This window comes from Modestobacter muralis (assembly GCF_010682105.1).
Lineage (GTDB): Bacteria > Actinomycetota > Actinomycetes > Mycobacteriales > Geodermatophilaceae > Modestobacter > Modestobacter muralis.
This window is the reverse complement of the sequence record NZ_JAAGWH010000007.1, coordinates 1-24,137: the sequence shown is the minus strand read 5'-3', so window position 1 is coordinate 24,137 and position 24,137 is coordinate 1. Positions and strand designations below refer to the sequence as shown.

Here is a 24,137-nt window from a genome sequence, read left to right as displayed (position 1 = left end):
CGGCTGCCTCGACGGCCAGGAGACGACCCTGAGCGCACAACCGGTGCTCGTCGCGTGCGCGCACGGCACCCGCAACCCGACCGGACGCCGGCTGATCGGCGAGCTCGCGCTGGCCGCCCGGGCGCTGCGGCCGGGCCTGCGCACCACCGCGGCGTTCGTCGACGTGCAGCCGCCGACCGTCGTCGACGTCGTCGCGGGGCTGGCGGGCTCGCAGACGCCGGCGGTCGTCGTCCCGCTGCTGCTGTCCGGCGGCTACCACGTGCACGTCGACATCGCGGGTGCCGTCGCCGCCCACCCCGGTGCGGTGGCCGCCCGCCCGCTCGGCCCGGACCCGCGGCTGGCCGCGGTGCTCACCGCCCGACTGCTCGCCGCCGACGCCGACCCCACCGACACCCGGACGGCGATCGTGCTGGCGGCTGCCGGTTCCAGTGACGCCCGCTCGGTCGCCGACGTCGAGCACACCGCGCTGCTGCTGCAGGCCGACTGGTCCGGCCCGGTCACCACCGGCTACGGCTCGGCCGCGACGCCCAGCGTGCCGGACGCGGTGGCCGCGGCCCGGGCGGCCGGCGCCCACCGGGTGGTCGTCGCGGCCTACCTGCTGGCCCCCGGGCACTTCCACGACAAGCTCCAGGGCGCGGGCGCCGATTGCGTCACGGCACCATTGCTGCCCGACGAGCGCATCGCCGCCGTCCTGCTCGACCGCTACGACGCCGCCCGGGGCTGATCCACGAACTCCCTTGCCAGGGGTCGTACGGTGAGGGGACCGGTCATCGGGCCGGACGAGTCGGACCAACAGGTGCGCAGCACGCGCGCGGATCGTGAGGTGGCCGTCGTGGCCTGCACGACCCTGAGCCGGACCCCCGTCCGGCGCCGCTGACCTGACCCACCCCTGCGCCACGCCCCGCACCGCGGGCGCGTGAGCGCAGCGCGGACCCGGTCGCGGACGGACGCCCCGCACGTCCTCCCCCTGCCGCCTGCCGTCGCGCGCCCGTGTCCACAGTCCGGAGCGCCGAACGGCCGGCGGTCCCGTACCGACCGGAAGCAGACCCCTCGTGAACGCCCTGACCGAGAAGCAGATCCGCGCCTCGTTCCTCAACGCCAGCCGCCGAGAGGTGACACAGGCGGTCCTCCCCGACCTCGCCGAGGTCCCGTGGGGCCGCCTGGACTACCTGGGCTGGCACGACCGCCGCTCGCCGCTGTCGTCCTACGTCGTGCTCGAGCTGGACGGCGAGCCCACGGGCGTCCTGCTGCGGGCCGCCGCGGCCCCCGCCAGCGGACGACGCCGCACGGCCATGTGCGCCTGGTGCCGGGACCTGTCCTCGGTCGAGGCGTCCCTGTTCGTCGCACGCCGCGGCGGGGGCAGCGGACGGGCCGGCAACACGATCGGCACCCTCGTCTGCACGGACTTCACCTGCTCGGTCCACGTGCGCCGCCCACCCACCAGCGCGGAGTCCGGCTCAGGGATCGAGGCGATCGCCGACCAGGTCGTCGCCGACCGGATCACCGGCCTGCGCGACCGGTCCGCCCAGTTCGTCCGCGACGTGGCCTCGACCAGCTGAGGGAGGACCCCGGGCGGCCGTGACAGCCGCCCGGGGCGCGCATCAGGAGCCCGTGGCGACCGGGCGGGCGGAGTCGTGGGACCACTGCGACCAGGAACCCGGCCACAGCGCGGCGTCGACGCCGGCGATCGCCAGTGCGGCGACCTCGTGGGCGGCGAAGACACCGGAACCGCAGTAGACGCCGACCGGGGTCCCGGGCCGGACGCCGAGCCGGGCGAAGTGCTCGGTCAGTACAGCGGCTGTACCGAATGTGCCGTCGGGCTGCAGAAGGTCGGTGGCCGGCGCGCTCACCGCGCCGGGCACGTGACCGGCCCGGGGGTCGACCGGCTCCACCTCGCCGCGGAACCGCTCACCGGCCCGGGCGTCGAGCAGCAGGCCGCCACGGGCAGGCAGCGCGGCGGCCTCGTCGATGTCCAGCGTGGGCATCCCGCCGCCGGTGAGCGTCACGTCGCCGGCCGGCGGCACGACGTCGCCCCGCTCGAGCTTGCCACCGGCGGCCACCCAGGCGGCGAGTCCGCCGTCCAGGATCGTCACCTCGGACACCCCACCCCAGCGCAGCAGCCACCAGGCGCGGGCGGCGCCCGTCCCGGGACCGGCGTCGTACACCACGACGCGTGCGCCGTCGGTCAGGCCCCAGCGCCGGGCGGCTGCCTGCAGTGACTGCAGTGAGGGCAGCGGGTGGCGCCCCTGTGCAGGTGAGGGCGGTGCGGACAGCTCGGCGTCCAGGTCGACGAACACCGCACCGGGCAGGTGGCCGGTGCGGTGGTGCTCGCGGCCGTGCGGGTCGCCCAGCGCCCAGCGGACGTCGAGCAGGACGACGTCGGCGAGGTCGGCACCCAGCTCGGCGACCGACGTCAGGACCCTCACCGGGCGGCTTCCAGCTCCGCGGTCAGTGCGGCCAGGGCGTCGGCGCGGCCGCCGTACCGGGCGGGGGTGGACTGCAGCAGCGCGATCTTCCACCGGCCGGCGTCCTCGACCGCGGTCAGCGCGTGCACCGTGTGCAGCGACGGGTCGACGCCGTCGGCACCGGGCGGCACCATGCCGGCCACCGCGTGCAGCATGACGACGCCGTCGGCGAGGCGGCGCACCGAGCGGACGACGCCGACGAAGGTGGGGGTGGCGTGCTCGGCGAACATCCGGCGCATGTCGGCGGCGATGCTCAGCCGGCCGCTGCGCAGCGTGCCGTCCAGGTCGATGAGCTCACCGTCGTCGGCGAAGACCGAAGAGACGGTGACGCCGCTGCGCTGGTTCCAGCCCGCCAGGTACCGCGCGTACAGGGCGCGGATCTGGGTGTCCTGCGGATGGCCTGCGCTCAAGGGATGTGCTCCTGCGGTGGTGCGAGTGGGTCAGGAGTGACGGTAGTGCGCCGCCCCCGGACGTCGCAGACCCCGCGCCGGGGCAGTCGTGACCGAGCGGTCCGCGGCACCACCGGACGGCGCCGCAGCGCCGGCGGGGTGGCGCCGCGGCCCGCGGTCAGAAGGCGGCGATCGACTCCGCGACGAACCCGGAGCCCCCGGAGCTGACGTGCCAGACCCGGACGTCCTTGCCGCCGACGGTGTCCTTCTCGTGGAAACGGATCTTGTCCTCCAGCGGCACCCCGTGTCCACAGACCACCACCGGACCACCCTCACCGTCGATGGTGAACTCGGCGTCGCCCAGGAACTGGTCCAAGGACGTGACCTCGCCGGAGGTCAGCCCGGTCACCGGGTAGGGCTTGCCGGAAGCGATCGAGTGCCAGCTCTGTGCGGTCATGTGGAGCCCCTGTCCTCGGGAAGACGCCGGTCGTCGGGGGAAAGGTCCCACGGGCAGGTGGCGGTTCCGTGACGGTGCGATGTCGACGAGCTGTGCCGCAACCGTCAGTAGGCGGGCGGCTACAGCGCTGCCGCGGCCGGGCCGGTGGCGAACTGGGTCCGGTACAGGTCGGCGTAGTGCCCGCCGGCGGCCAGCAGCTGCTCGTGCGTGCCGCGCTCGACGACCCGGCCGTCGTCGACCACCAGGATCTGGTCGGCGCCCCGGATGGTCGACAACCGGTGGGCGATCACCAGCGACGTGCGGCCGGCGAGCGCGGTGTCCAGCGCGTGCTGCACGGCCACCTCCGACTCGCTGTCCAGGTGCGCGGTCGCCTCGTCCAGGACCACGATCCCCGGCTGCTTGAGCAGCACCCGGGCGATGGCCAGCCGCTGCTTCTCCCCGCCCGACATCCGGTGCCCGCGGTCGCCGACCACGGTGTCCAGGCCGTCGGGCAGCGAGCGCACCAGCGGGGCGATCCGGGCGCCGGTCAGCGCCGCCCACAGCTCCTCGTCGGTGGCCTCGGGCCGGGCGTAGCGCAGGTTCGCGCCGATGGTGTCGTGGAAGAGGTGGGAGTCCTGGCTGACGACGCCGATCGCGTCCCGCAGCGAGGCGCTGGTGGCCTGCCGGACGTCGACCCCACCGACCCGCACGGAGCCCGCGGTGACGTCGTAGAGCCGGGACACCAGGGCCGCGATCGTCGACTTGCCCGCCCCCGAGGTGCCGACCAGGGCGACCAGCTGCCCGGGCTCGGCGCGGAAGGACACCCCGTGCAGCACGTCGGCCGACTCGTGCTGGGCCGGGACGGCGACGTCCTCCAGCGAGGCCAGCGAGACCTCGCTGGGCGCGGGGTAGCGGAAGGACACCGCGTCGAACTCCACCGACCGGTCGTCGGCCGGCACCGGGACGGCGTCGGGCGCCTCGGTGATCATCGGCTCCAGGTCGAGCACCTCGAAGACCCGGTCGAAGCTGACCAGCGCGCTCATCACGTCGACCCGGACGTTGGCCAGCGCGGTCAGCGGCCCGTACAGCCGGGCCAGCAGCAGGGCCAGGGCGACCACGTCACCGGCCGACAGCGAACCGTCGAACGCCAGCGTGCCGCCCAGCCCGTAGACCAGGGCGGTGGCCAGCGCGGCGACCAGGGTGAGCGCGGTGAAGAAGGCGCGGCCGTACATCGCCGACAGGACGCCGATGTCGCGCACCCGGGCCGCCCGGCCGCGGAACGAGGCGGCCTCGACCTCGGGCCGGCCGAACAGCTTGACCAGCAGCGCGCCGGCCACGTTGAACCGCTCGGTCATGGTGGCGTTCATCGAGGCGTTGAGCCCGTAGGACTCCCGGGTGATCGACTGCAGCCGCTTCCCGACCCGCTGGGCGGGCACCACGAACAGCGGCACCATCACGATCGACAGCAGGGTGATCTGCCAGGACAGGGTGAGCATCACCCCGGCGGTGAGCACCAGCGCGATCACGTTGGACACCACGCCCGACAACGTCGAGGTGAACGCCCGCTGGGCGCCGATGACGTCGTTGTTGAGCCGGCTGACCAGCGCCCCGGTCTGGGTACGGGTGAAGAAGGCGACCGGCATCCGCTGCACGTGGGTGAAGACCCGGGAGCGCAGGTCGTAGATGACGCCCTCGCCGATCCGGGCGGAGTACCAGCGCTGGGCCAGCGAGCTCCCGGCGTCCAGCACGGCCAGGCCGGCGATGAACAACGCGATCCGGACGACGTCACCGGCGGTTCCCTCCAGCCGGGCGATCCGGTTGACGATGTCGCCGGCCAGCAGCGGGGTGGCCACCCCGATGACCGAGGAGAAGGTCACCAGCGACAGGAACCAGATCAGCTCACGGCGGTACGGGCCGGCGATCCCGAGGATCCGGCGGGTCGTGCCCTTCGGGATCGTCTTCGACGTCACCGACGGGTCGTTGCTGAAGGACCGCATCGCGGCCATCGAGGTCATCGGCGAGCTCATGGCGGTCCCCTACTGCAGCAACGGTGTGATCATCGGGTCGAACCGCGGCGGGGGTGCCGGCTGTTCCTCAGCTGCCGAGCGTACGGAGCCGGCGCACCTGGGCGGCCCGCTCGGCGGCGTCCTGCTCCACGGAGCCGTTGCGCACCGCCGACCGCAGCAGCGCGACGGTCTCCCGGGCGGCGCCGGGGTCGAGCGCCAGCAGCGCGGCGGTGAGGTCGGCGACCGCGGCGTCGAGCCGGTCGGCCGGGACGGCGCTGACCGCCAGGCCCACCGCGACGGCCTCCGCGGCGCCGACGGCCCGGCCGGTCAGGCACAGCTCGACCGCCCGGGCGTACCCGACGAGGCCGACCAGCGAGCTGGTGCCGGTGAGGTCGGGGACGAGACCGAGGGCGGCCTCGGGCAGCCGGAGCTGCAGGTCCTCGGCGACCACCCGCAGGTCGCAGGCCAGCGCCAGCTGTGCCCCGGCACCGACGGCGTGGCCCTGCACGGCGGCGATCGAGACGACGCCCGGTGCGCGCAGCCAGCGGAAGGCGGCCTGCCAGCCGCGGATCCGCTCCTCGGCCAGGTCGGCCGGCAGTGCGGTGAGCTCCGCGGCGAGGCCGGGGAGCACCGAGCGGTCGAGCCCGGCGGAGAAGGAGCGGCCCTCCCCGCGGACGACGACCACCCGCACGCCGTCGTCCAGCTGCTCGCCGATCGCACGCAGCGCCGCCCAGGTGGCGGGCGTCTGCGCGTTGAGCTGGTCGGGCCGGACGAGGCTGACGGTGAGGACGGCGCCGGTTCGCGCCGCCCGCACCCACCCCTCGTCCGGCTGACCGGTCACGCGGACTTCTTGGCGTTCCTGTTCGCTCCGCCGCGGCCCCGGAGCGAGGCCCCCGACTCCGACAGCAACCGGTGCACGAACCCGTAGGAGCGGTTGGTCGAGGTCGCCAGCGAGCGGATGCTCTCGCCCCCGGCGTACCGCTCCCGCAGCTCGTCGGCGAGCGAGCTCCTGTCGTCGCCGGTGATCCGCTTGCCCTTGCTCAGGTCTGCAGTGCTCGAGTCGGCCATGACTCCCCTCCGTGTCAGGGGCACGACGGCTTCCGCCGACGGCTGCCCGCTGTTCCCCCGGCACCGATGTCCCACTGACCCGGCGTCCTGCTGGCCATGATCACCCAGCATCGGAGGTGCGGCCACCGCAACAAGACCGTGCACAGCCGGACCGGCCAGCGGCTCACCTCGGGCCGCACCCTCAGCCCCGGCCCCGTCGCAGGGCCCCGCCGCGAGCTTGCGAGCGGTGGGGGGCGACGGGGCCCTTTTTCAGGCCAGCGACACCAGGTCGGCGAAGTCGGGGCTCCAGGTGTCCTCGGTGCCGTCGGGCAGGATGATCACCTTGTCGGGGTTGAGCGCGACCACGGCGCCCTCGTCGTGGGTGACCAGCACGATCGCGCCCTGGTAGGTGCGCAGCGCCTCGAGGACCTGCTCGCGGCTGGCCGGGTCCAGGTTGTTCGTCGGCTCGTCCAGCAGCAGCACGTTCGCGCCGGAGATCACCAGCGTGGCCATCGCCAGCCGGGTGCGCTCACCACCGGAGAGCGTCCCGGTGCGCTGGTCGACGGTCTCGCCGGAGAAGAGGAACGCGCCGAGGATCTTCCGGAGCTCGGTGTCGGTGGACTCCGAGGCGGCCGACCGCATGTTCTCCAGCAGCGTCCGGTCCATGTCCAGCGTCTCGTGCTCCTGGGCGTAGTAGCCCACCCGCAGGCCGTGCCCGGCCTTGACCTCGCCGGTGTCGGGCTGCTCGGTGCCGGCGAGCATCCGCAGCAGCGTCGTCTTCCCCGCGCCGTTGAAGCCGAGGACGACGACCCGGGCGCCCTTGTCGATGGCCAGGTCGACGCCGGTGAAGATCTCCGTCGAGCCGTAGGTCTTGCTCAGCCGCTCGGCGGTCAGCGGCGTACGGCCGCAGGGCGCCGGGGTCGGGAAGCGCAGCTTGGCGACCTTGTCCTGCACGCGCACGTCGGCCAGGCCGGCGGCCAGCCGCTGGGCGCGCTTGTCCATGCTGTGCGCGGCCTTGGCCTTGGTGGCCTTGGCGCGCATCTTGTCGGCCTGGGCGGTGAGCGCGTCGATCTTCTTCTCGGCGTTGGCACGCTCGGAGCGGCGGCGCCGCTCGTCGGTCTCCCGGGCGTCGAGGTACCGCTGCCAGCCGAGGTTGTAGACGTCGACCGTGGCGCGGTTGGCGTCCAGGTGCCAGACCTTGTTCACCACGGCGGCCAGCAGGTCGACGTCGTGGCTGATGACGATGAGGCCGGCGCGGTGGCTGGCCAGGTAGCCCTTGAGCCAGACGATCGAGTCGGCGTCGAGGTGGTTGGTGGGCTCGTCGAGCAGCAGCGTGTCGGCGTCGGAGAACAGGATGCGAGCCAGCTCCACGCGGCGGCGCTGACCACCGGACAGCGTGCGCAGCGGCTGGGCCAGGATCCGGTCGGGCAGGCCCAGGTTCGTGCAGATCCGCGCGGCGTCGCTCTCGGCGGCGTAGCCGCCGAGGGCGGCGAACTGGTCCTCGAGCCGGCCGTACCGGCGCACGGCGCGGTCCATCTCGGCGTCGTCGGCCGGCTCGGCCATGGCGACCTGGGCCTTGGTCAGCTGGGCCTTGAGGACGTCGAGCCCGCGGCCGGACAGCACGCGGTCGCTGGCGGTGATGTCCAGGTCGCCGCTGCGCGGGTCCTGCGGGAGGTAGCCGAGCTCACCGGTGATGTCGACCTTGCCGGCGTGCGGCACCCGCTCACCGGCCAGGGTGGTGAGGGTGGTCGTCTTGCCGGCCCCGTTGCGGCCGACCAGCCCGATCCGGTCGCCGGACTGCACCCGGAGGTCGGCCTCGCTGATGAGGATGCGGGACCCGGCGCGCAGCTCGAGACCGGTCGTCGTGATCACTGACCCCAGGATAGGCGTCTCCGGCCGGGACCTCGACCCCTTTCACAGGTGACGTCCACGTCACCTGTGCGGGGCGACCTGCTGTGGAAACCGGCCCCGGGGACGCCCAGGACCGGCCAGGATGCCGCCATGGTCTCGCCCAGCGCCCTGCCGCAGCTGCCGTGCCCGGTCTGCGGGACACCGGTGGCGGACTCGGGTGCGGCGCCCTGTCCGGCCTGTGGGCTGCCCGCGGCCGGCCGGGCCGCGCACGTCGTCGGCCGCATCAACGCCACGCTCACCGGGCTCGCCCGCGACCGCGAGGCGCTGCTGGCGACCCTGCGCGCCGCGGCCCCGGGGCCGGCGGGCGCCGCTCCCCCGCCGTTCGCCTCCCCGGCCTCCGCCCCGGTGCCCGCCCCGGTGCCGGTGCCGGCCGCGCCCGCGCCGCCGGCCGAGCCGGTCGCTCCCGCCGTCCGGCCGTGGCACCCCCTCCCCCCGCCGGACCGGACGCCGCCCCCGCCGCGGCGCCGGCTCACCCCGCAGCAGGTGCTGCTGGGCCTGGGCGCGCTGCTGGTGGTCGCCGGTGCCCTGGCGTTCGTCGCGCTGGGCTGGACCCGGTTCGGGCTGGTCTTCCAGGCCACCGTGATGCTCACCGGCACGGCGGCGGCCTGCACGGCGTCGGCGTTCGCCGCCCGCCGGGGCCTGCGGGCCACCGAGGAGGCGCTGGCCGCCGCGGGCACCGCCCTGCTGGCCGTCGACCTGGGCGCCGCCCGCGCCCGCGGCCTGCTCGGGCTGGACCAGGTGGGCCTGCGCCCGTGGACGGCGGTGTCCTGCCTGGTCGTCGTCGCGGTGGCGCTCGGTCTGGGCCGGCTGACCCGCAGCACGGTCACCTGGCCGCTGGCCGCCCTGCTCGCCCTCCAGCCGGTCCCGGCCCTGCTGCTCCCCGGCGACGCGCTGGCCGGGCCGGCCGGGGTGGCGGTCGCCCTGGGCCTCGCGGCGGCCGACCTGGCGCTGGTGCTCGCGCTGCGGCCCGCCCTGCGCCCCGTCGCCCGGGTGCTGGCGGTGCTGTGGGCGGCGGTCGGCGTCCTCGGCGGCGTGCTCCTGGGCCAGGGCGGCTCCGCTCCCGAGGCGTGGACGGCGACCGCCCTGCTGGCCGCGGCCGCCGCGGTGGCCGTGCCGGCCCTGCGCGACCACCGGGTGACCGGGCGGCCGCTGTCGGCCCGGACCGTCGCGCTGGCGGCCGGCGCGGTGGTCGGCCTCTCGCTGGGCCAGTCGCTGGGGCTCAGCGGCCCGGCCGGACCGGTGCTGGGCGGAGTGCTGGCCCTCCTCCTCGGCACGGCCGGTGTCCTGCTGGCGGGGCCGCAGGCGGTGCGGGGCCCGCACCCGACGGTGCTGCGTGCCCTGGTGGGCGCCGCGGTGGCGCTGGCCCTCGTCACCGGCCAGCAGCTGCTGGACGCCGAGCGGTTCGGGCCGCTGGCGCTGCTGGTCCTCGCCGGGACGCTGCCGGCCGCCCTGGCCGCCGTCCGGGTGCCGGTGCTGCGCAGCGGCGCCACCGGCATCGCGCTGCTGGCACCGTGCGCCGCGGCGCTGCTGGCCCAGGAGGGCGGGCTGCTGTCCGCCACGACCGCCGGCCTGCTGCTCGCCCTGGTCGGCGCCGCAGCGTTCGCCGTGGCCACCTGGCGGGCGCCGGCCCCCGAGGAGCGGGTCGCGGCGGTCGCCGGGGCCGTGGCCGGGGCGGTCGCGGGCCTGACCACCAGCGCGGACGCGGCCTGGGGGCAGGTCGGCCTGCAGCTGGGCGTCGTCGGCGTCGCGGCCGGGTGCTACGCCGTCGTGGCCTCCCGGCGTCCGGTGGGGCTGCTCGCGGTCGCCGACCTGGTGCTGGCGTCGTGGATCGCGGTCGGCGGCGCCGGGGTCCAGACCCCGGAGGCCTACACGCTGCCGGCCGCCGCCGGGCTGCTGGTCGCTGTGCTCCCCCGGCTGCAGGTCCGCGGCCCGTCCTGGGCGGCCGAGGGCCCTGCGGTGGCCGTGGCGCTGGTCCCCTCGGCGTTCGCCGTCGTCGCCGGCCCAACCGCGCTGCGGCTGGTGCTCGTGGTCGCCGCGGCCGTCGCCCTGGTCGTCCTCGGCACGCTCACCCACCGGCAGGCGCCGTTCGTGGTGGGCGCCGGGGCGCTCGCCTTCGTCGTGGTCGCCCGGCTGGGGCCCTACGCCCCGCTGCTGCCGCGCTGGCTCACCCTGGCCGCGGCCGGGCTGGTGCTGCTCGTGCTGGGTGCCACCTACGAGCGGCGGCGTCAGCAGGCCCGGGAGGCGGTCGCCTGGGTCGCGCAGATGGGCTGAGCGGCGGGCGGGCCGGGCACGACGGCCGCCCGTAGCGTGGTCGGCCAGGCCGACGGCGGAGGAGGTGCGCGGTGACCGGGGACCCCGAGGTGGTCTACCCGCCGCCGGTGGGCGCCCCGTACGTGCCGCCGCCGGCTGCCCCGGAGGCCGACCGCCTGGGCCCGGTCAGTCCCCAGCAGGTGCTGCTGACCACGGGCGCGGTCGCGCTGACCGCAGCCGGTGCCGCCTCGCTCGCCGCGGTCGGTCGCCCGCTCGGGCAGCTGCTGCTCGCGGCGCTGGCGGTCGGCACCGCGGTCGCGTCCTGGACCGCCGGCCGGCGGGGGCTGCGCACCAGCGAGGAGACCCTGGCCGCGGCCGCCGTCGTGCTGGCCGGGGTGTGCGCCTGGTCGGCCGGCAGCTCGGCCGGCAGCCGGGCGCTGCTGCTGGGCGGGCTGGCCGCCGTGCTGCTGCTGGCCGGGCTGCTCGCCCGCACCGCGTCCGCCTGGCCGATCGGGTCGTGGCTGGCCGCGCAGCTGGCGGTGCTCGCCGTCCTGACCGGGCACGGGTGGGACGGTGACCTGGTGCTGGGCACGGCGGTCGCCGGGCTGCTGGTCGTCCGGGTCGCCCGCCGCCCGGTGGCGGAGGTCGCGCTGGCCACGACCGCCCTCTGGTGGGTGGCCGGGGTCGCCGCCGGTGCGGTCCGGGTGTGGACGACGACGGCCCCCGGCACCGCGGCGCTGCTGGTCGGCGCCGCCGCGGCCCTGGCCCTGGTCCGCTCACGGCGCGACCTGCGGGCGGTGCTCGGGCCGCGGCCGCTGGTGCCGGTGGTGTCCGGGGTCGTCGCCGGCACCGGCATCGCCGGGGCACTGCAGGGCAGCGGCGCGGCCGGCGCCCCCACCGCGGGCTACCTGGGTCTGGTCGTCGCCGCAGCGGTGGCCGCCCGCGCCGACCCGGGGCCGCAGGGGCTGGCCCGCCCGGTCGGGCTGGCCCTGGCCAGCACGTGCACCGCCCTGTCGGCGGGCCAACTGCTGCTGGAGGGCCGGTGGACCGCGCTCGGGCTGCTGCTGATGGCCGCCGCCGTCCCGGCGGTGCTGGTCGCCGCCCGGCAGCCGGCCGACCGTCCCGGCGCGCTGCCGATCGCGGTGGGCTGCCTGGCCGCGGCCGCGCTGTTCCTCGAGGCCGACGGCGCAGCCGCCCCCGGGCGCACCGGGGTCGAGCTGCTGGTCCTGGCGGTCGTGGCGCTGGGCGCCGCGTCGCTGGAGCGGCACTCCCGGTCGGAGGTGCCGCTGGCGCTGTCCGCGGTCGGGGTCGGCGCGCTCGCCGTCGTCCACCTGGGGTGGTCCGGTGACCTGCTGGCCCCGGCCGCCGGGCTCGGGGTGCTCGGCGCGGCCCTCACCGGGTACGCCGCGCGGACCGGCCGCACCCCGGCCCGGGCCGGCGGGTGCGCGGCCCTGGTCGCGGCAGCCTGGCTGGCGGCCGCGGACGCCGGGGCGGACCTGCCGGAGGCCTACACGCTGCCGGCCGCGGCGGTGCTGCTGCTGTACGCCGGGCGGGCGCTGGCCACCGAGCGGTCGTGGCCGGCCTGGGGACCGGCGCTGGTGACCGGGTTCGCGCCGTCGGTGACCCTGGCGGTGCTCGACGACGGCCTGCTCCGACTGGTGCTCGTCGTGGCGGCCGCGGCGCTGGCGATGACGCTGGCGAGCAGGTCGGACGTGCGGGCGCCGTTCGTGGTGGGCGCGGTCTCGGTAATGACCGTGGCGCTGGGGCGGCTGGCCGCGACCCTGCCGTTCCCCGGGGTGCTGGCCGTGCTGGTCGCCGGGGTCGTGCTGCTCGCGGTCGGCTCGCGCTACGAGACCCGGCGCCGGAAGACCGCCCCACGGGTCGCTGACATGCGCTGATGCCGGTTCGCTACAGCCACTGCACTCAGGAGCCGAACAGCACCTCGGCGCCGACCGGTCGCCAGCCGGCGGCCAGGAACGCCCGCAGCGAGGCCACGTTGGCCGGAGCGACCTGCGCCCACAGCGGGGCGGGCTCCGGCAGCATTGCAGGTGCTGCCGCGGCCAGCGCGGTGCCCAGCCCTCTGCCCCGGGCGGCCGGGTTGACCTCGATGGCGGCCTCCCAGCGGCCGGCGACCCCACGGCCCAGGACCAGCAGCGCGGACCCGTCAGGCGTCGTCCAGGCACGCACGTCGGTGCGGTGGCGCCGGGCCCGCACCACCCGTGGGTGTTCCCCCGGCTCGGCCAGCAGGAGCGGGACCCCGGGTCGCAGTGGCGCCGGCGGGGCGACCAGGACGGCGTCCAGCACGCCCGGCTCGACCCCGATCCGGTCGGCGAGCGCGGCGAGGAACCGGGCGCCGAGCGGCGCGGCGACCGGGTCGTGTGCGACCTGGGCGGTCACCCACGCCGGGTCGACGTCGGCAGCGACCACGTGCCAGGCCGTCCCCCCGACGACGAGTGCCGGCGCCCCGAGGGGCGCCGGCACGGTCGTGACACTCGCATCGGCCGGCGGGGTCTCCCCCGCGGCCAGCCGATCCAACACCTCCAGGAACAGAGCTACACCCGGAAGCCGAGGGCGCGCAGCTGCTCGCGGCCGTCGTCGGTGATCTTGTCCGGGCCCCACGGCGGCATCCAGACCCAGTTGATCCGGATGTCCTCGACCAGGCCGGGGCCGGTGAGGGCCTGGCGGGCCTGGTCCTCGATGACGTCGGTCAGCGGGCAGGCCGCCGACGTCAGGGTCATGTCCAGGATCGCGATGTTGGCCTCGGTGTCGACGTCGATGCCGTAGACGAGGCCCAGGTCGACGACGTTCACGCCGAGCTCGGGGTCGACGACGTCGCGCATGGCCTCCTCGACGTCCTCCAGCAGCGCGGACTTGCCGCCGTAGAGACCGCCGTCGGGAGTGGTGGTGGGCTCGGTCATGTCAGTTCGCCTCACTGCTAGTGGAGAGTGCGCGGGCGCTCGCGTCCTTGAGCGCCATCCAGCTCATCAGGGCGCACTTCACGCGGGCCGGGTACTTGCTGACCCCGGCGAACGCGATGGCGTCCTCGAGCTCGTCCTCGAGGCCCTCGGCGACGGCCGCGTCGCCCTTGCTCTGCATCAACGTCATGAAGTGCTCGCCGGTGCCCAGCGCCTCGGTCACGCTCTTGCCGATGACGAGGTCGTACATCGCCGACACCGAGGCCTGGCTGATCGAGCAGCCCTGCCCCTCGTAGGAGACGTCGGCGATGGTGTCGCCGTCCAGGTGCACCCGCATGGTGACCTCGTCACCGCACGTGGGGTTGACGTGGTGCACCTCGGCCTCGAACGGGTCGCGGAGACCGCGCCCGTGAGGGTTCCGGTAGTGGTCCAGGATGATGTCCTGGTACATCGACTGCAGCTGCATCAGTTCGTCCCGCCCTCGGTCACGGCAGGTACAACACCGAAGAACCGCTGGGCTTCCCGGACACCCTCGACGAGCGCGTCGACGTCGTCGTAGCCGGTGTGCACGTAGAACGTGGCCCGGGTGGTGGCCGGCACGCCGTAGCGGCGCACGACCGGCCAGGCGCAGTGGTGCCCGACCCGGACGGCGATGCCCAGGTCGTCGAGCACCTGGCCGACGTCGTGCGGGTGGACGCCGTCGACGGTGAAGCTGATCGCCCCGCCGCGGGCCACGGTGTCCGGCGGGCCGATCACCGTGACGCCGGGGATGGCCTGGAGCTGCTCGAGGGCGTACCCGGTGAGCACCTCCTCGTGCTGCTGCACGCGGTCCATGCCCAGGGCGGTCAGGTAGTCGGCGGCCGCGGCCAGACCGATGACCTGCGCGCTCATCGGCACACCGGCCTCGAAGCGCTGCGGCGGGGCGGCGAAGGTGCTGCCCTCCATCCGCACGACCTCGATCATCGAGCCACCGGTCAGGAACGGCGGCAGCGCGTCGAGCACGTCGTAGCGGCCCCACAGCACGCCGACCCCCGTGGGGCCGAGCATCTTGTGGCCGGAGAACACCAGGAAGTCCGCACCCAGCTCGGTGACGTCGACCTTCTGGTGCGGCACCGACTGCGCCCCGTCGACCAGCACCAGGGCCCCGACCTCGTGGGCGCGGGCGATGATGCCGCCGAGCGGGTTGATCGTGCCCAGGATGTTCGACTGCTGGGTGACCGCGACGAGCTTGGTGCGCTCGTTGACCACGGTGTCCAGGTCGGAGAGGTCCAGGCGGCCGTCGTCGGTGAGCCCGAGCCAGCGCAGGGTCGCACCCGTCCGCTCGCACAGCTGCTGCCAGGGCAGCAGGTTGGCGTGGTGCTCCATCTCGGTCACCACGATCTCGTCGCCCTGACCGACGGCGTACCGGCGGAACTCCGGCTCCTTGGCCGTGGCGGCGTTCGACAGCGCGTAGGCGACCAGGTTGATCGACTCGGTGCTGTTCCGGGTGAACACGATCTCGTTCTCCGGGGCGCCGAGGAACGCACCGATGGTGGCCCGCGCCGCCTCGTAGGCCGCGGTGGCCTCCTCGGCGAGCTGGTGGGCACCGCGGTGCGGGGCGGCGTTGACGTTCTCGTAGAACCAGCGCTCGGCGTCCAGGACGCTGCGCGGCTTCTGCGAGGTGGCGCCGGAGTCGAGGTAGACCAGCCGCTTCCCGTCCCGGACGGTGCGGGTGAGGATCGGGAAGTCCGCCCGGATCGCCTCGACGTCCAGCGGGAGCGGCACCTGGTGCGCCCCAGCGGGACGCGAGACGGTCTGGGTCACTGCTGGGTCGCCTCCAGGGCGGTCTTCTCGCTGGCGGTCTTCTCGACGGCGGCCTGCTCGGCCGAGTCCTTGACGTAGGCGGCGTAGCCCTCGTCCTCGAGCTTCTGGGCGAGCTCCGGGCCGCCCTCCTCGACGACGCGGCCGGCCACGAAGACGTGGACGAAGTCGGGCTTGATGTAGCGCAGGATCCGCGTGTAGTGCGTGATCAGCAGGACGCCGACGGGGCTGTCGGCCTTGGCCCGGTTGACGCCCTCGGAGACGATCCGCAGTGCGTCGACGTCCAGGCCGGAGTCGGTCTCGTCGAGGATGGCCATCTTCGGCTTGAGCAGGCGCATCTGCAGGATCTCGTGGCGCTTCTTCTCACCACCGGAGAAGCCCTCGTTGACGTTGCGCTCGGCGAAGGCGGAGTCCATCTCCAGGGCCGCCATCTCGGTGCGCACGTCCTTGACCCAGGTGCGCAGCTTCGGCGCCTCGCCGGTGACGGCGGTGGCCGCGGTGCGCAGGAAGTTCGACACCGAGACGCCGGGCACCTCGACCGGGTACTGCATGGCCAGGAACAGACCGGCCCGGGCGCGCTCGTCGACGGTCATCGCGAGGACGTCCTCGCCGTCGAGGGTGACGGTGCCGCCGGTGATCGTGTACTTGGGGTGCCCGGCGATCGAGTAGGCCAGGGTCGACTTGCCCGACCCGTTGGGGCCCATGATCGCGTGGGTCTCGCCGCCGCGGACGGTCAGGTCGACGCCGCGGAGGATCTCCTTAGCGTCGTCGCCGTCGCCGACGGTCACGTGCAGGTCGCGGATCTCCAGGACGCTGCCGGCCTTGAGGCCGGAAGCGGTCGGGGTCGCGGTGGGGCTGGTCACGGGGTTCTCGCTCTCAGGATGCGGCCACGGCGAGGGGGGCGTCGACGTCGACCAGGACGTCGTCGCCCTCCACCCGGACCGGGTAGACAGGGACCGGCTTGTTCGCCGGGAGGTTGGTGGGGGCACCGGTCCGCAGGTCGAAGCAGGACCCGTGCAGCGCGCACTCGATGGTGGGGGCGCCGTCGACCTCGTCGACGTCACCGTCCGTCAGCGGGAAGTCGGCGTGCGAGCAGACGTCCTGCAGGGCGTAGAAGTCGCCGTCGAACTGCACGACGGCGACGTCGACGTCGTCCAGCTCGACCCGCAGCGCGCCGTCCTCGGGGACCTCCGAGACGGCGCAGATGCGCTCGAACGCCATCAGCCGACCTCGACCGGCTGCTCGTCGAGCTCCGGGAGCGCGCCGAGGCGGGCGTCGATGGTGCCCATCAGGCGGTCCTGCAGCTCCGGGATGCCGATGTGCTGGACGACGTCGGCGAAGAAGCCGCGGACGACCAGGCGGCGGGCGGTCTCGGCGTCGATGCCACGGGAGCAGAGGTAGAACAGCTGCTCGTCGTCGAACCGGCCGGTGGCGCTGGCGTGCCCGGCGCTGACGATCTCGCCGGTCTCGATCTCCAGGTTGGGCACCGAGTCGGCACGGGCGCCGTCGGTGAGCACCAGGTTGCGGTTGAGCTCGTAGGTCTCGGTGCCGGTGGCGGCCGGGCGGATCCGGACGTCACCGATCCACACGCTGTGCGCCTTGTCGCCCTGCAGCGCGCCCTTGTAGACGACGTTGCTGCGGCAGTTGGGCACGCTGTGGTCGACCCAGAGCCGGTGCTCCTGGTGCTGGGTCTCGTCGGCGAAGTACAGGCCGTAGAGGTCCGCGGAGCCACCGGTGCCGGTGTAGGACACGTTGCTCACCAGCCGGACCAGGTCACCGCCCAGGGTGACCACGACCTGCTTGAGGGTGGCGTCGCGACCGACGACGGAGTCGTACTGGCCGCCGTGCACCGTGCCGGGGGCCCACTCCTGCACCGAGACGACGGTCAGCTGCGCACCGTCGCCGAGCAGGAAGGCCGCACCGCCGGAGTACTTCGCCAGACCCGCGTGGTCCAGGACGACGGTCGCCTGGGCGAACGCACCGACCTCGACGACCAGCTGGCCCCACACGACGTCCTCGGCGCCGGTGCCGGACAGCCGCAGGGTGACCGGGCGGTCGAGCACGGCCTCCTTGGCGATCCGGAGCACCGTGGCGCCGTTGCTGCGCTGGCGGGTGAGCGCCGCGAGCCGGTCGACCGGCTCGGGCAGGCCCTTGAGCAGCGGGTCGCCGGCCTCGACCGAGGCGAGCACAGCACCGTCGGGCAGGTCGCTCTCGACCTGCAGCCGCGCGTCGGACGGGACGCCGTCCAGCAGCTGGCGCGCCCGGCGCAGCGGGGTGAACCGCCACGTCTCCTCGCGGCCCGTGGGCTTCGGGAAGGCGTCGGGGTCGGTGGAGGTGAAGCGCTCTGCCGGGGAGCCGGTGGGCACCGGCTGCCCGTTCAGGACCGGGCCGCCGTGCGAGTGCGCCCCGGGGGGCGTGTCGCCGGCGGACCCGGTGGCCGTCGCGGAGGTGGTCGGCGGGCCGGCCTGGGCGCCCACGCCGGGAGCGAACAGCTCCGCGGCGAGGGCGGCCTTCTCCGCGTGTGCCAGTTCAGCGGTGTCGAGGTCCACCGTGTTGCTCGTGTCGTTGCTCGACATCAGCCGACGGCACCTTCCATCTGCAGCTCGATCAGGCGGTTCAGCTCGAGGGCGTACTCCATCGGCAGCTCCCGGGCGATCGGCTCGACGAAGCCGCGCACGACCATCGCCATCGCCTCGTCCTCGGACATGCCGCGGCTCATCAGGTAGAAGAGCTGGTCGTCGCTGACCCGGGAGACCGTGGCCTCGTGGCCCATGGACACGTCGTCCTCGCGGACGTCGACGTAGGGGTAGGTGTCCGACCGGCTGATCGTGTCGACCAGCAGGGCGTCGCACTTCACCGTGGACTTGGAGCCGTAGGCACCTTCGTCGATCTGCACGAGACCGCGGTAGGACGTGCGGCCACCACCACGGGCCACCGACTTGCTCACGATGGTCGAGGAGGTGTGCGGGGCGGCGTGCACCATCTTGGCGCCGGCGTCCTGGTGCTGGCCCTCGCCGGCGAAGGCGATGGACATGACCTCGCCCTTGGCGTGCTCACCGGTCATCCACACGGCCGGGTACTTCATCGTCACCTTGGAGCCGATGTTGCCGTCGACCCACTCCATGGTCGCGCCCTCGTGGGCCACGGCCCGCTTGGTGACCAGGTTGTAGACGTTGTTCGACCAGTTCTGGATGGTCGTGTACCGGCAGCGCGCGTTCTTCTTCACGATGATCTCGACGACCGCGGAGTGCAGCGAGTCGGTCTTGTAGATCGGCGCGGTGCAGCCCTCGACGTAGTGCACGTAGGCGCCCTCGTCGATGATCATGAGCGTGCGCTCGAACTGGCCCATGTTCTCGGTGTTGATCCGGAAGTAGGCCTGCAGCGGGATCTCGACCTGCACGCCCTTGGGCACGTAGATGAACGAGCCACCCGACCACACCGCGGTGTTCAGCGCGGAGAACTTGTTGTCACCGGCCGGGATGACCGAGCCGAAGTACTCGCGGAACAGCTCGGGCTGCTCGCGCAGCGCCGTGTCGGTGTCCAGGAACAGGACGCCCTGCTCCTCGAGGTCCTCACGGATCTTGTGGTAGACGACCTCGGACTCGTACTGGGCCGCGACACCGGAGACCAGCCGCTGCTTCTCGGCCTCCGGGATGCCCAGCTTGTCGTAGGTGTTCTTGATGTCGTCGGGCAGGTCCTCCCACGAGGCGGCCTGCGCCTCGGTGGACCGCACGAAGTACTTGATGTTCTGGAAGTCGATCCCGGACAGGTCCGAGCCCCAGTCGGGCATGGGCTTCTTGCCGAAGATCTGCAGCGCCTTGAGGCGCTTCTCCAGCATCCACTCGGGCTCGTTCTTGCGGCGGGAGATGTCGCGGACGACGTCCTCGTTGATGCCACGGGTGGCCGAGGCCCCCGCGGTGTCGGTGTCCGACCAGCCGTACTGGTAGGTGCCGAGCGAGTCGATCGTCTCGTCCTGCGTCATCGGCGTGCTGGGCACCGGCTGCGTGGTGGTCATGCGGGGGTCCTCTCCCGGTCGATCGAGGGGGTGCTCAGAGTGCTGGCGCCGGCTCCAGGAGCCGTGGCGCGACCAGCAGGTACAGGGCTCACGGGAGCACCTTTGTTCCCGGCGCGGGGTGCACGCTGGGTGGGGATGTGGGTGGTGCAGATGCCGTCGCCGTGGGCGATGGTGGCCAGCCGCTGGACGTGCGTGCCGACCAGCCGGCTGATCACCGCGGTCTCGGCCTCGCACAGCTGCGGGAACTCGGCGGCGACGTGGGCCACCGGGCAGTGGTGCTGGCACAGCTGGCCGCCGCTGGAGATCGCGGAGGCGGTCGCGGCGTAGCCCTCGGCGGTCAGCGCGGTGGCCAGCACCTGGGCCCGGTCGACCGACTGGGTGCCGGCCTCCTCCACCGCGATGTCGACGGCGGTGGAGCAGCGCTGGGCGAGCCCGGCGAGCTGCTGCTCGGCGACCGCCCGGACGGCGTCCGGGCCGCCGTGCTCGGCGACGAACCGCAGCGCGGTGAGCGCCAGGTCGTCGTAGGCGTGCGGGAAGGCGGAGCGACCGGTGTCGGTGAGGGTGAACCGCCGGGCGGGACGACCCCTTCCCCGCTGGCCGCCGGGGGCCTCCCGCTCGGCGACCCGACCGGAGGCGACCAGCCCGTCGAGGTGGCGCCGGACGGCGGCCGGGCTGACGCCCAGCCGGGCGGCGAGCTCGGTGGCCGACTGCGGTCCGTGCTCGAGCAGCAGGGCGCTGACCCGGTCACGGGTACGGCCGTCCTCGGCCGGCGCACCGGCGGGGACGACAGCTGCCGCAGTGGATTCCACAACACGATTGTGTGCTTAATCGAGGAGCCCGCAAGCAAGGCGGACCTTACTTGCGGGCTCCTGAGCTGCAGGTCACGTCCGAGGACGGCGGTGCAGGGGTCGCGGGAAGCCGGCCACCCTGCACCGCCGCGACGTCAGACGGCGGCCGGGGCCTCCGCCGGCTGGTCGGCGTCGGCGACCCGGAGGTCGAGGTCGCCGTCGACGAGGTCGACCGCGACCCGCCGGCCGGTGGCCAGCTCACCACCGAGCACCAGCCGGGAGAGCCGGTTGTCGACCTCGCGCTGGATCGCCCGGCGCAGCGGCCGGGCGCCGAACGCCGGCTCGTGGCCACGCTCGGCCAGCCAGGCGACGGCCTCGGGGGTGAACTCGATGCCGATCCCCTGCGCCGCCAGCCGGCTGCGGGTCTCCTCCAGCAGCAGGTCGGTGATCCGGGTCAGCTGCTCGAGCTCCAGCTGCCGGAAGACGACGATCTCGTCGATCCGGTTGAGGAACTCCGGCCGGAAGGACTCCCGCAGCCGCCGCATCACCTGGGCCTGCAGGTCGTTGCCCGCCCCGCCGGCGGTGAAGCCCAGCGGGCCGCGACCGGCGTTGACGATCGCCTCCGAGCCCAGGTTGCTCGTCATGATCACCACGGTGTTGCTGAAGTCGACCGTGCGGCCCTGGGAGTCGGTGAGCCGGCCGGCGTCCAGCAGCTGCAGGAGCGTGTTAAACACGTCCGGGTGCGCCTTCTCGATCTCGTCGAGCAGGACGACCGAGTAGGGACGGCGACGCACCGCCTCGGTGAGCTGACCGGCGTCCTCGTAGCCGACGTAGCCGGGAGGCGAGCCGACGAGCCGGCTGACCGTGTGCCGTTCGGAGTACTCGCTCATGTCCAGGCGGACCATCCGGTCGGCGTCGCCGAACAGTGCCTCCGCCAGCGCCCGGGCCAGCTCGGTCTTGCCCACGCCGGTCGGGCCGAGGAACAGGAAGCTGCCGATCGGCCGGTCCGGGTCACCCAGGCCGGCCCGCGAGCGCCGGATCGCCTCGGCGACCACCTCGACGGCCTCGTCCTGGCCGACGACCCGCTCGTGCAGGTGCTGCTCCAGGCCGAGCAGGCGGGCCCGCTCCTCCTGGGTCAGCTGGGCCACCGGGACGCCGGTCGCCCGGGAGACGACCTCGGCGATCTCGGTGGCGCCGACCTCGGGGATGCCGGTGCTGCCACCGGTGCGGGCCTGCTCCAGCCGGGACTGCACCGCGGCCAGCTCGTCGCGCAGGGCCGACGCGCGCTCGTAGTGCTCGGCGGCGACCGCCTGGTCCTTCTCCCGCTGCAGCCGGTCGAGCTCCTGCTCGAGGTCGCGCAGGTCGGTGGTGGGCCGCTTGACCGCCAGCCGGGTGCGGGCGCCGGCCTGGTCGATGAGGTCGATGGCCTTGTCCGGCAGGTGCCGGTCGGTGATGTAGCGGGCCGCCAGCTCCGCCGCGGCGACCAGCGCCTCGTCGGTGAACCGCACCTGGTGGTGGGCCTCGTAGCGGTCCCGCAGCCCGCGCAGGATCGCGATGGTGTCCGCCGTGCTGGGCTCGGGGACCAGCACCGGCTGGAAGCGCCGCTCGAGGGCCGGGTCCTTCTCGATGGAGCGCCGGTACTCGTCGAGCGTCGTCGCGCCGATGATGTGCAGCTCACCGCGGGCCAGCGCCGGCTTGAGCATGTTGCCCGCGCCGGCCGAGCCCTCGGAGCCCCCGGCGTTCACGACGGTGTGCAGCTCGTCGATGAAGACGATCACCTCGTCGCTGTGCTCGCGGATCTCGTCCATCACCTTCTTCAGCCGCTCCTCGAAGTCCCCGCGGTAGCGCGTGCCGGCGACCAGGCCGGTGAGGTCCAGCTCGACCAGCCGGCGGTCGCGCAGCGAGTCGGGGACGTCGCCGTCCACGATCTGCAGGGCGATGCCCTCGACGATCGCGGTCTTGCCGACGCCGGCCTCCCCGATGAGCACCGGGTTGTTCTTGTTCCGGCGCGACAGCACCTCGATGGTCTGCTCGATCTCCTGCGCCCGGCCGATGACCGGGTCGATCCGGCCGTCCCGGGCCAGCGCGGTGAGGTCGCGGCCGTACTCGTCCAGCGTCGGGGTGGACGACGGGGGCTGCGCACCGGCGGGCGTGCCCGCCCCGGCGCGGGCCGGGACCGGTCCCCCGGCTGCGGCCTGCTGCAGCGCCTCGGGGGTCACCCGGGCGCCGCCCAGGACGCGCCCCGCACCGGACTCGGGGTTCACCGAGAGGGCGAAGAGCAGGTGCTCGGGGCCGATGTAGGTCGAGCCGCTGGCCCGCGACACCTGGTGCGCGTCGAGCAGGGCCCGCTTGGCGGCGGGGGTCAGCGACACCGGGCGGCCGGTGGGCTCACCGGTGCGCAGCAGCGTCTCCAGCTGCCGCTGGAGCTGCGCGGGGTCGACGCCGGCCCGCTCCAGCAGGGTGCTGGTGGGCTCGTGGCCGGCCAGCGCCCAGAGCAGGTGCTCGGTGTCCAGGTCCGCACTCCCCCACTGGCTGGCCGCCTGCGCTGCCGCGGACACCACCTCGCGGGAGTGGTCGCTGAGCAGCTGGGTGATGTCCACCCGCTGCATGCCCCGGCGGGCGCCGGGGCCGTTGCCGCCGGCGCTGAAGAAGGCGGAGAAGAAGTCGTCGAAGGGGCTGCCCCCGAAGGAGCCACCCGGGATGCCACTGGTCATGGTCGTGGGAACCTCTCGTGTGGGTGTGGCAGTGCTCACCTGTCCACGACGCCCACGGCCTCCCGATCGCCGGTTTCCCGGCCCGGGGACGTCCCGTGCGTCGTGGTGTGCGCCGGGCGGCTGGTCGAGCCGGGCGGCGGGGGCACCGACGTAAGTAGCATCGGTCGCGTGACGGTTCTTCCCGCGTCGTTCCGCTCTCGGATGAACCCGTCCGTGGTCTCCCGCGTCCTGCTGGCCAACGTGATCGCCAACGGCGTGATCGTCGTGACCGGTGGTGCGGTGCGGCTGACCGGGTCGGGTCTGGGCTGTCCCACGTGGCCGGAGTGCACCGACGGGAGCATCCGGCCCACGCCCGAGCTCGCCGGGCACGGGCTCATCGAGTTCGGCAACCGGCTGCTGACCTTCGTGGTGGCGGTCGTGGCCGTCGCCACCGTCGTGGCGGTGTTCGCCTCGGTCCGCCGCGACCTGCGGACGCTCGCCGTCCTGAGCCTCCTGGGCATCCCGGCGCAGGCGCTGCTGGGCGGGGTCACCGTGTTGACCGGGCTGAACCCGTGGACGGTGGCGGCACACTTCCTGCTGTCGATGGTGCTGATCGCGATCGCCACGGTCCTGTGGCTGCGGTCGCGCGAACCGGGCGTCGGTCAGCTGGTGGTGCGGCGGCCGTTCGCGCTGCTGGTCACCGGCATCGCCGCCACGGTGGCTGCGGTCCAGGTGGTGGGCACGGTGGTCACCGGCAGCGGGCCGCACAGCGGCGATCCGGCGGCCGGGCGCACCGGCTTCGACCCCGAGCTGGTCAGCCAGCTGCACGCCGACGTCGTGTTCCTGCTCATCGGGCTGACCATCGCCCTGCTGGTCGCCCTGGCCGCCACCGACTCCCCCGGCCGGGTCCGCCGGGCCGCCCGCGACCTGCTGGTCGTCGAGCTGCTGCAGGGCGTCATCGGCTACGTGCAGTACTTCACCCACCTGCCGGTGGTCGCGGTGCTGCTGCACATGGCCGGCGCCGTGCTGATCACCGTCTACACCGCGCGGCTGGTCTGGTCGGTCCGCGGGCCGGCCTCCGAGCTGCCGATGGACGCAGCCCACCCGGTCTCCGCCGCCGTCCGCTGACCTCTCGTCCCGGGCGTGCGTCCGGGGCCACGCCCTCGGGCGACCCGCCGCCGCGTCGGGGGCACGTGACCGGTTCCCGGTGACAGAGTCGTCGGCGTGCCGACCCTGTCCACCCTCCGGTGATCACGAACGCCCTGCTCGACCACGCGGCGCTCGTGCCCGCCGCACTGCTGCTGGTCTGCCTCGGGTCCGCGCTGCTGGGTCACGCGCTGCTGCGGACCCGCCGCGCGCGGACGCTCCTCGCCGCCGTCCTGACCCTGTCGGTGCTGCCGGTCGTCGCGCTGACGCTGGTCC

The 24,137-nt window shown here is 74.3% G+C and carries 22 protein-coding genes; 5 read left to right on the top strand and 17 right to left on the bottom strand.

Annotation, left to right across the window (positions count from 1 at the left end; genetic code table 11):
• Window positions 1–43: 43 nt before the first annotated feature.
• Window positions 44–724, top strand: coding sequence for a CbiX/SirB N-terminal domain-containing protein (locus tag GCU67_RS02145; RefSeq protein ID WP_163609443.1), 681 nt, complete (start codon window positions 44–46; stop codon window positions 722–724).
• 328 nt (window positions 725–1,052) lie between these two features.
• Complete coding sequence (locus GCU67_RS02140; RefSeq protein WP_163609442.1) at window positions 1,053–1,559, top strand: FBP domain-containing protein; 507 nt, start codon at window positions 1,053–1,055, stop codon at window positions 1,557–1,559.
• Window positions 1,560–1,601: 42 nt separating this feature from the next.
• Here GCU67_RS02140 and GCU67_RS02135 read toward each other — a convergent pair whose 3' ends face one another.
• From GCU67_RS02135 to GCU67_RS02105, 7 genes are all read right to left on the bottom strand, one after another.
• Entirely contained in the window at window positions 1,602–2,426 is an 825-nt protein-coding gene (locus GCU67_RS02135; RefSeq protein ID WP_163609441.1) for a rhodanese-like domain-containing protein, read from the bottom strand.
• Window positions 2,423–2,875 (bottom strand): SgcJ/EcaC family oxidoreductase, encoded by a 453-nt coding sequence (locus GCU67_RS02130; RefSeq protein ID WP_163609440.1) that lies wholly within the window; start codon window positions 2,873–2,875, stop codon window positions 2,423–2,425. The genes GCU67_RS02135 and GCU67_RS02130 overlap by 4 nt, the downstream gene beginning before the upstream one ends.
• A 157-nt stretch (window positions 2,876–3,032) precedes the next feature.
• The gene (locus tag GCU67_RS02125) at window positions 3,033–3,311 is read right to left on the bottom strand and encodes a hypothetical protein (RefSeq protein ID WP_163609439.1); all 279 of its coding nucleotides are present in this window, start codon (window positions 3,309–3,311) and stop codon (window positions 3,033–3,035) included.
• Window positions 3,312–3,430: 119 nt separating this feature from the next.
• The gene (locus GCU67_RS02120) at window positions 3,431–5,317 is read right to left on the bottom strand and encodes an ABC transporter ATP-binding protein (protein WP_163609438.1); all 1,887 of its coding nucleotides are present in this window, start codon (window positions 5,315–5,317) and stop codon (window positions 3,431–3,433) included.
• Window positions 5,318–5,384: 67 nt separating this feature from the next.
• A complete protein-coding gene (locus GCU67_RS02115; RefSeq protein ID WP_163609437.1) occupies window positions 5,385–6,137 on the bottom strand; it encodes an enoyl-CoA hydratase-related protein in 753 nt (250 codons plus the stop codon).
• A complete protein-coding gene (locus tag GCU67_RS02110) occupies window positions 6,134–6,364 on the bottom strand; it encodes a helix-turn-helix domain-containing protein (RefSeq protein WP_163609436.1) in 231 nt (76 codons plus the stop codon). Before GCU67_RS02110 ends, GCU67_RS02115 begins: the two co-directional genes overlap by 4 nt.
• Before the next feature lie 249 nt (window positions 6,365–6,613).
• Window positions 6,614–8,215 (bottom strand): ATP-binding cassette domain-containing protein, encoded by a 1,602-nt coding sequence (locus GCU67_RS02105; protein ID WP_163609435.1) that lies wholly within the window; start codon window positions 8,213–8,215, stop codon window positions 6,614–6,616.
• Window positions 8,216–8,344: 129 nt separating this feature from the next.
• Here GCU67_RS02105 and GCU67_RS02100 point away from each other — a divergent pair, with 129 nt between their 5' ends.
• Together GCU67_RS02100 and GCU67_RS02095 are read left to right on the top strand one after the other, a co-directional pair.
• Window positions 8,345–10,525, top strand: coding sequence for an SCO7613 C-terminal domain-containing membrane protein (locus tag GCU67_RS02100; protein WP_163609434.1), 2,181 nt, complete (start codon window positions 8,345–8,347; stop codon window positions 10,523–10,525).
• A 71-nt stretch (window positions 10,526–10,596) separates the two neighbouring features.
• Window positions 10,597–12,402: an SCO7613 C-terminal domain-containing membrane protein gene (locus GCU67_RS02095; RefSeq protein WP_163609433.1), complete on the top strand. Its 1,806-nt coding sequence runs from the start codon at window positions 10,597–10,599 to the stop codon at window positions 12,400–12,402.
• Window positions 12,403–12,427: 25 nt separating this feature from the next.
• On the opposite strand, the gene GCU67_RS02090 is transcribed toward GCU67_RS02095, so the two are convergent.
• The 10 genes from GCU67_RS02090 to GCU67_RS02045 form a co-directional block, all read right to left on the bottom strand.
• Complete coding sequence (locus tag GCU67_RS02090; protein WP_211660616.1) at window positions 12,428–12,985, bottom strand: GNAT family N-acetyltransferase; 558 nt, start codon at window positions 12,983–12,985, stop codon at window positions 12,428–12,430.
• A 71-nt stretch (window positions 12,986–13,056) separates the two neighbouring features.
• On the bottom strand, window positions 13,057–13,422 hold the full coding sequence (locus tag GCU67_RS02085; protein ID WP_163609432.1) for a metal-sulfur cluster assembly factor: 366 nt from the start codon (window positions 13,420–13,422) through the stop codon (window positions 13,057–13,059).
• 1 nt (window position 13,423) lies between these two features.
• A complete protein-coding gene (sufU, locus tag GCU67_RS02080) occupies window positions 13,424–13,885 on the bottom strand; it encodes a Fe-S cluster assembly sulfur transfer protein SufU (RefSeq protein WP_163609431.1) in 462 nt (153 codons plus the stop codon).
• Complete coding sequence (locus tag GCU67_RS02075; protein ID WP_338104704.1) at window positions 13,885–15,222, bottom strand: cysteine desulfurase; 1,338 nt, start codon at window positions 15,220–15,222, stop codon at window positions 13,885–13,887. Before GCU67_RS02075 ends, sufU begins: the two co-directional genes overlap by 1 nt.
• A complete protein-coding gene (gene sufC, locus GCU67_RS02070; protein ID WP_163609430.1) occupies window positions 15,219–16,082 on the bottom strand; it encodes a Fe-S cluster assembly ATPase SufC in 864 nt (287 codons plus the stop codon). The genes GCU67_RS02075 and sufC overlap by 4 nt, the downstream gene beginning before the upstream one ends.
• 13 nt (window positions 16,083–16,095) lie before the next feature.
• Window positions 16,096–16,440 (bottom strand): Rieske (2Fe-2S) protein, encoded by a 345-nt coding sequence (locus GCU67_RS02065; RefSeq protein ID WP_163609429.1) that lies wholly within the window; start codon window positions 16,438–16,440, stop codon window positions 16,096–16,098.
• Window positions 16,440–17,795, bottom strand: a complete 1,356-nt coding sequence (sufD, locus tag GCU67_RS02060) for a Fe-S cluster assembly protein SufD (RefSeq protein WP_163609428.1) — start codon at window positions 17,793–17,795, stop codon at window positions 16,440–16,442. Before sufD ends, GCU67_RS02065 begins: the two co-directional genes overlap by 1 nt.
• A complete protein-coding gene (gene sufB, locus GCU67_RS02055) occupies window positions 17,795–19,201 on the bottom strand; it encodes a Fe-S cluster assembly protein SufB (RefSeq protein ID WP_476738949.1) in 1,407 nt (468 codons plus the stop codon). The genes sufD and sufB overlap by 1 nt, the downstream gene beginning before the upstream one ends.
• 29 nt (window positions 19,202–19,230) lie before the next feature.
• Window positions 19,231–20,043, bottom strand: coding sequence for a helix-turn-helix domain-containing protein (locus GCU67_RS02050; RefSeq protein WP_163609426.1), 813 nt, complete (start codon window positions 20,041–20,043; stop codon window positions 19,231–19,233).
• Between the two features lie 134 nt (window positions 20,044–20,177).
• Window positions 20,178–22,736 carry an ATP-dependent Clp protease ATP-binding subunit gene (locus GCU67_RS02045; protein ID WP_163609425.1) on the bottom strand — a complete coding sequence of 853 codons (2,559 nt, stop codon included), beginning with the start codon at window positions 22,734–22,736 and terminating at the stop codon, window positions 20,178–20,180.
• 168 nt (window positions 22,737–22,904) lie between these two features.
• On the opposite strand from GCU67_RS02045, the gene GCU67_RS02040 reads away from it, so the two are divergent.
• On the top strand, window positions 22,905–23,843 hold the full coding sequence (locus tag GCU67_RS02040) for a COX15/CtaA family protein (protein WP_163609424.1): 939 nt from the start codon (window positions 22,905–22,907) through the stop codon (window positions 23,841–23,843).
• Window positions 23,844–24,137: the final 294 nt, after the last annotated feature.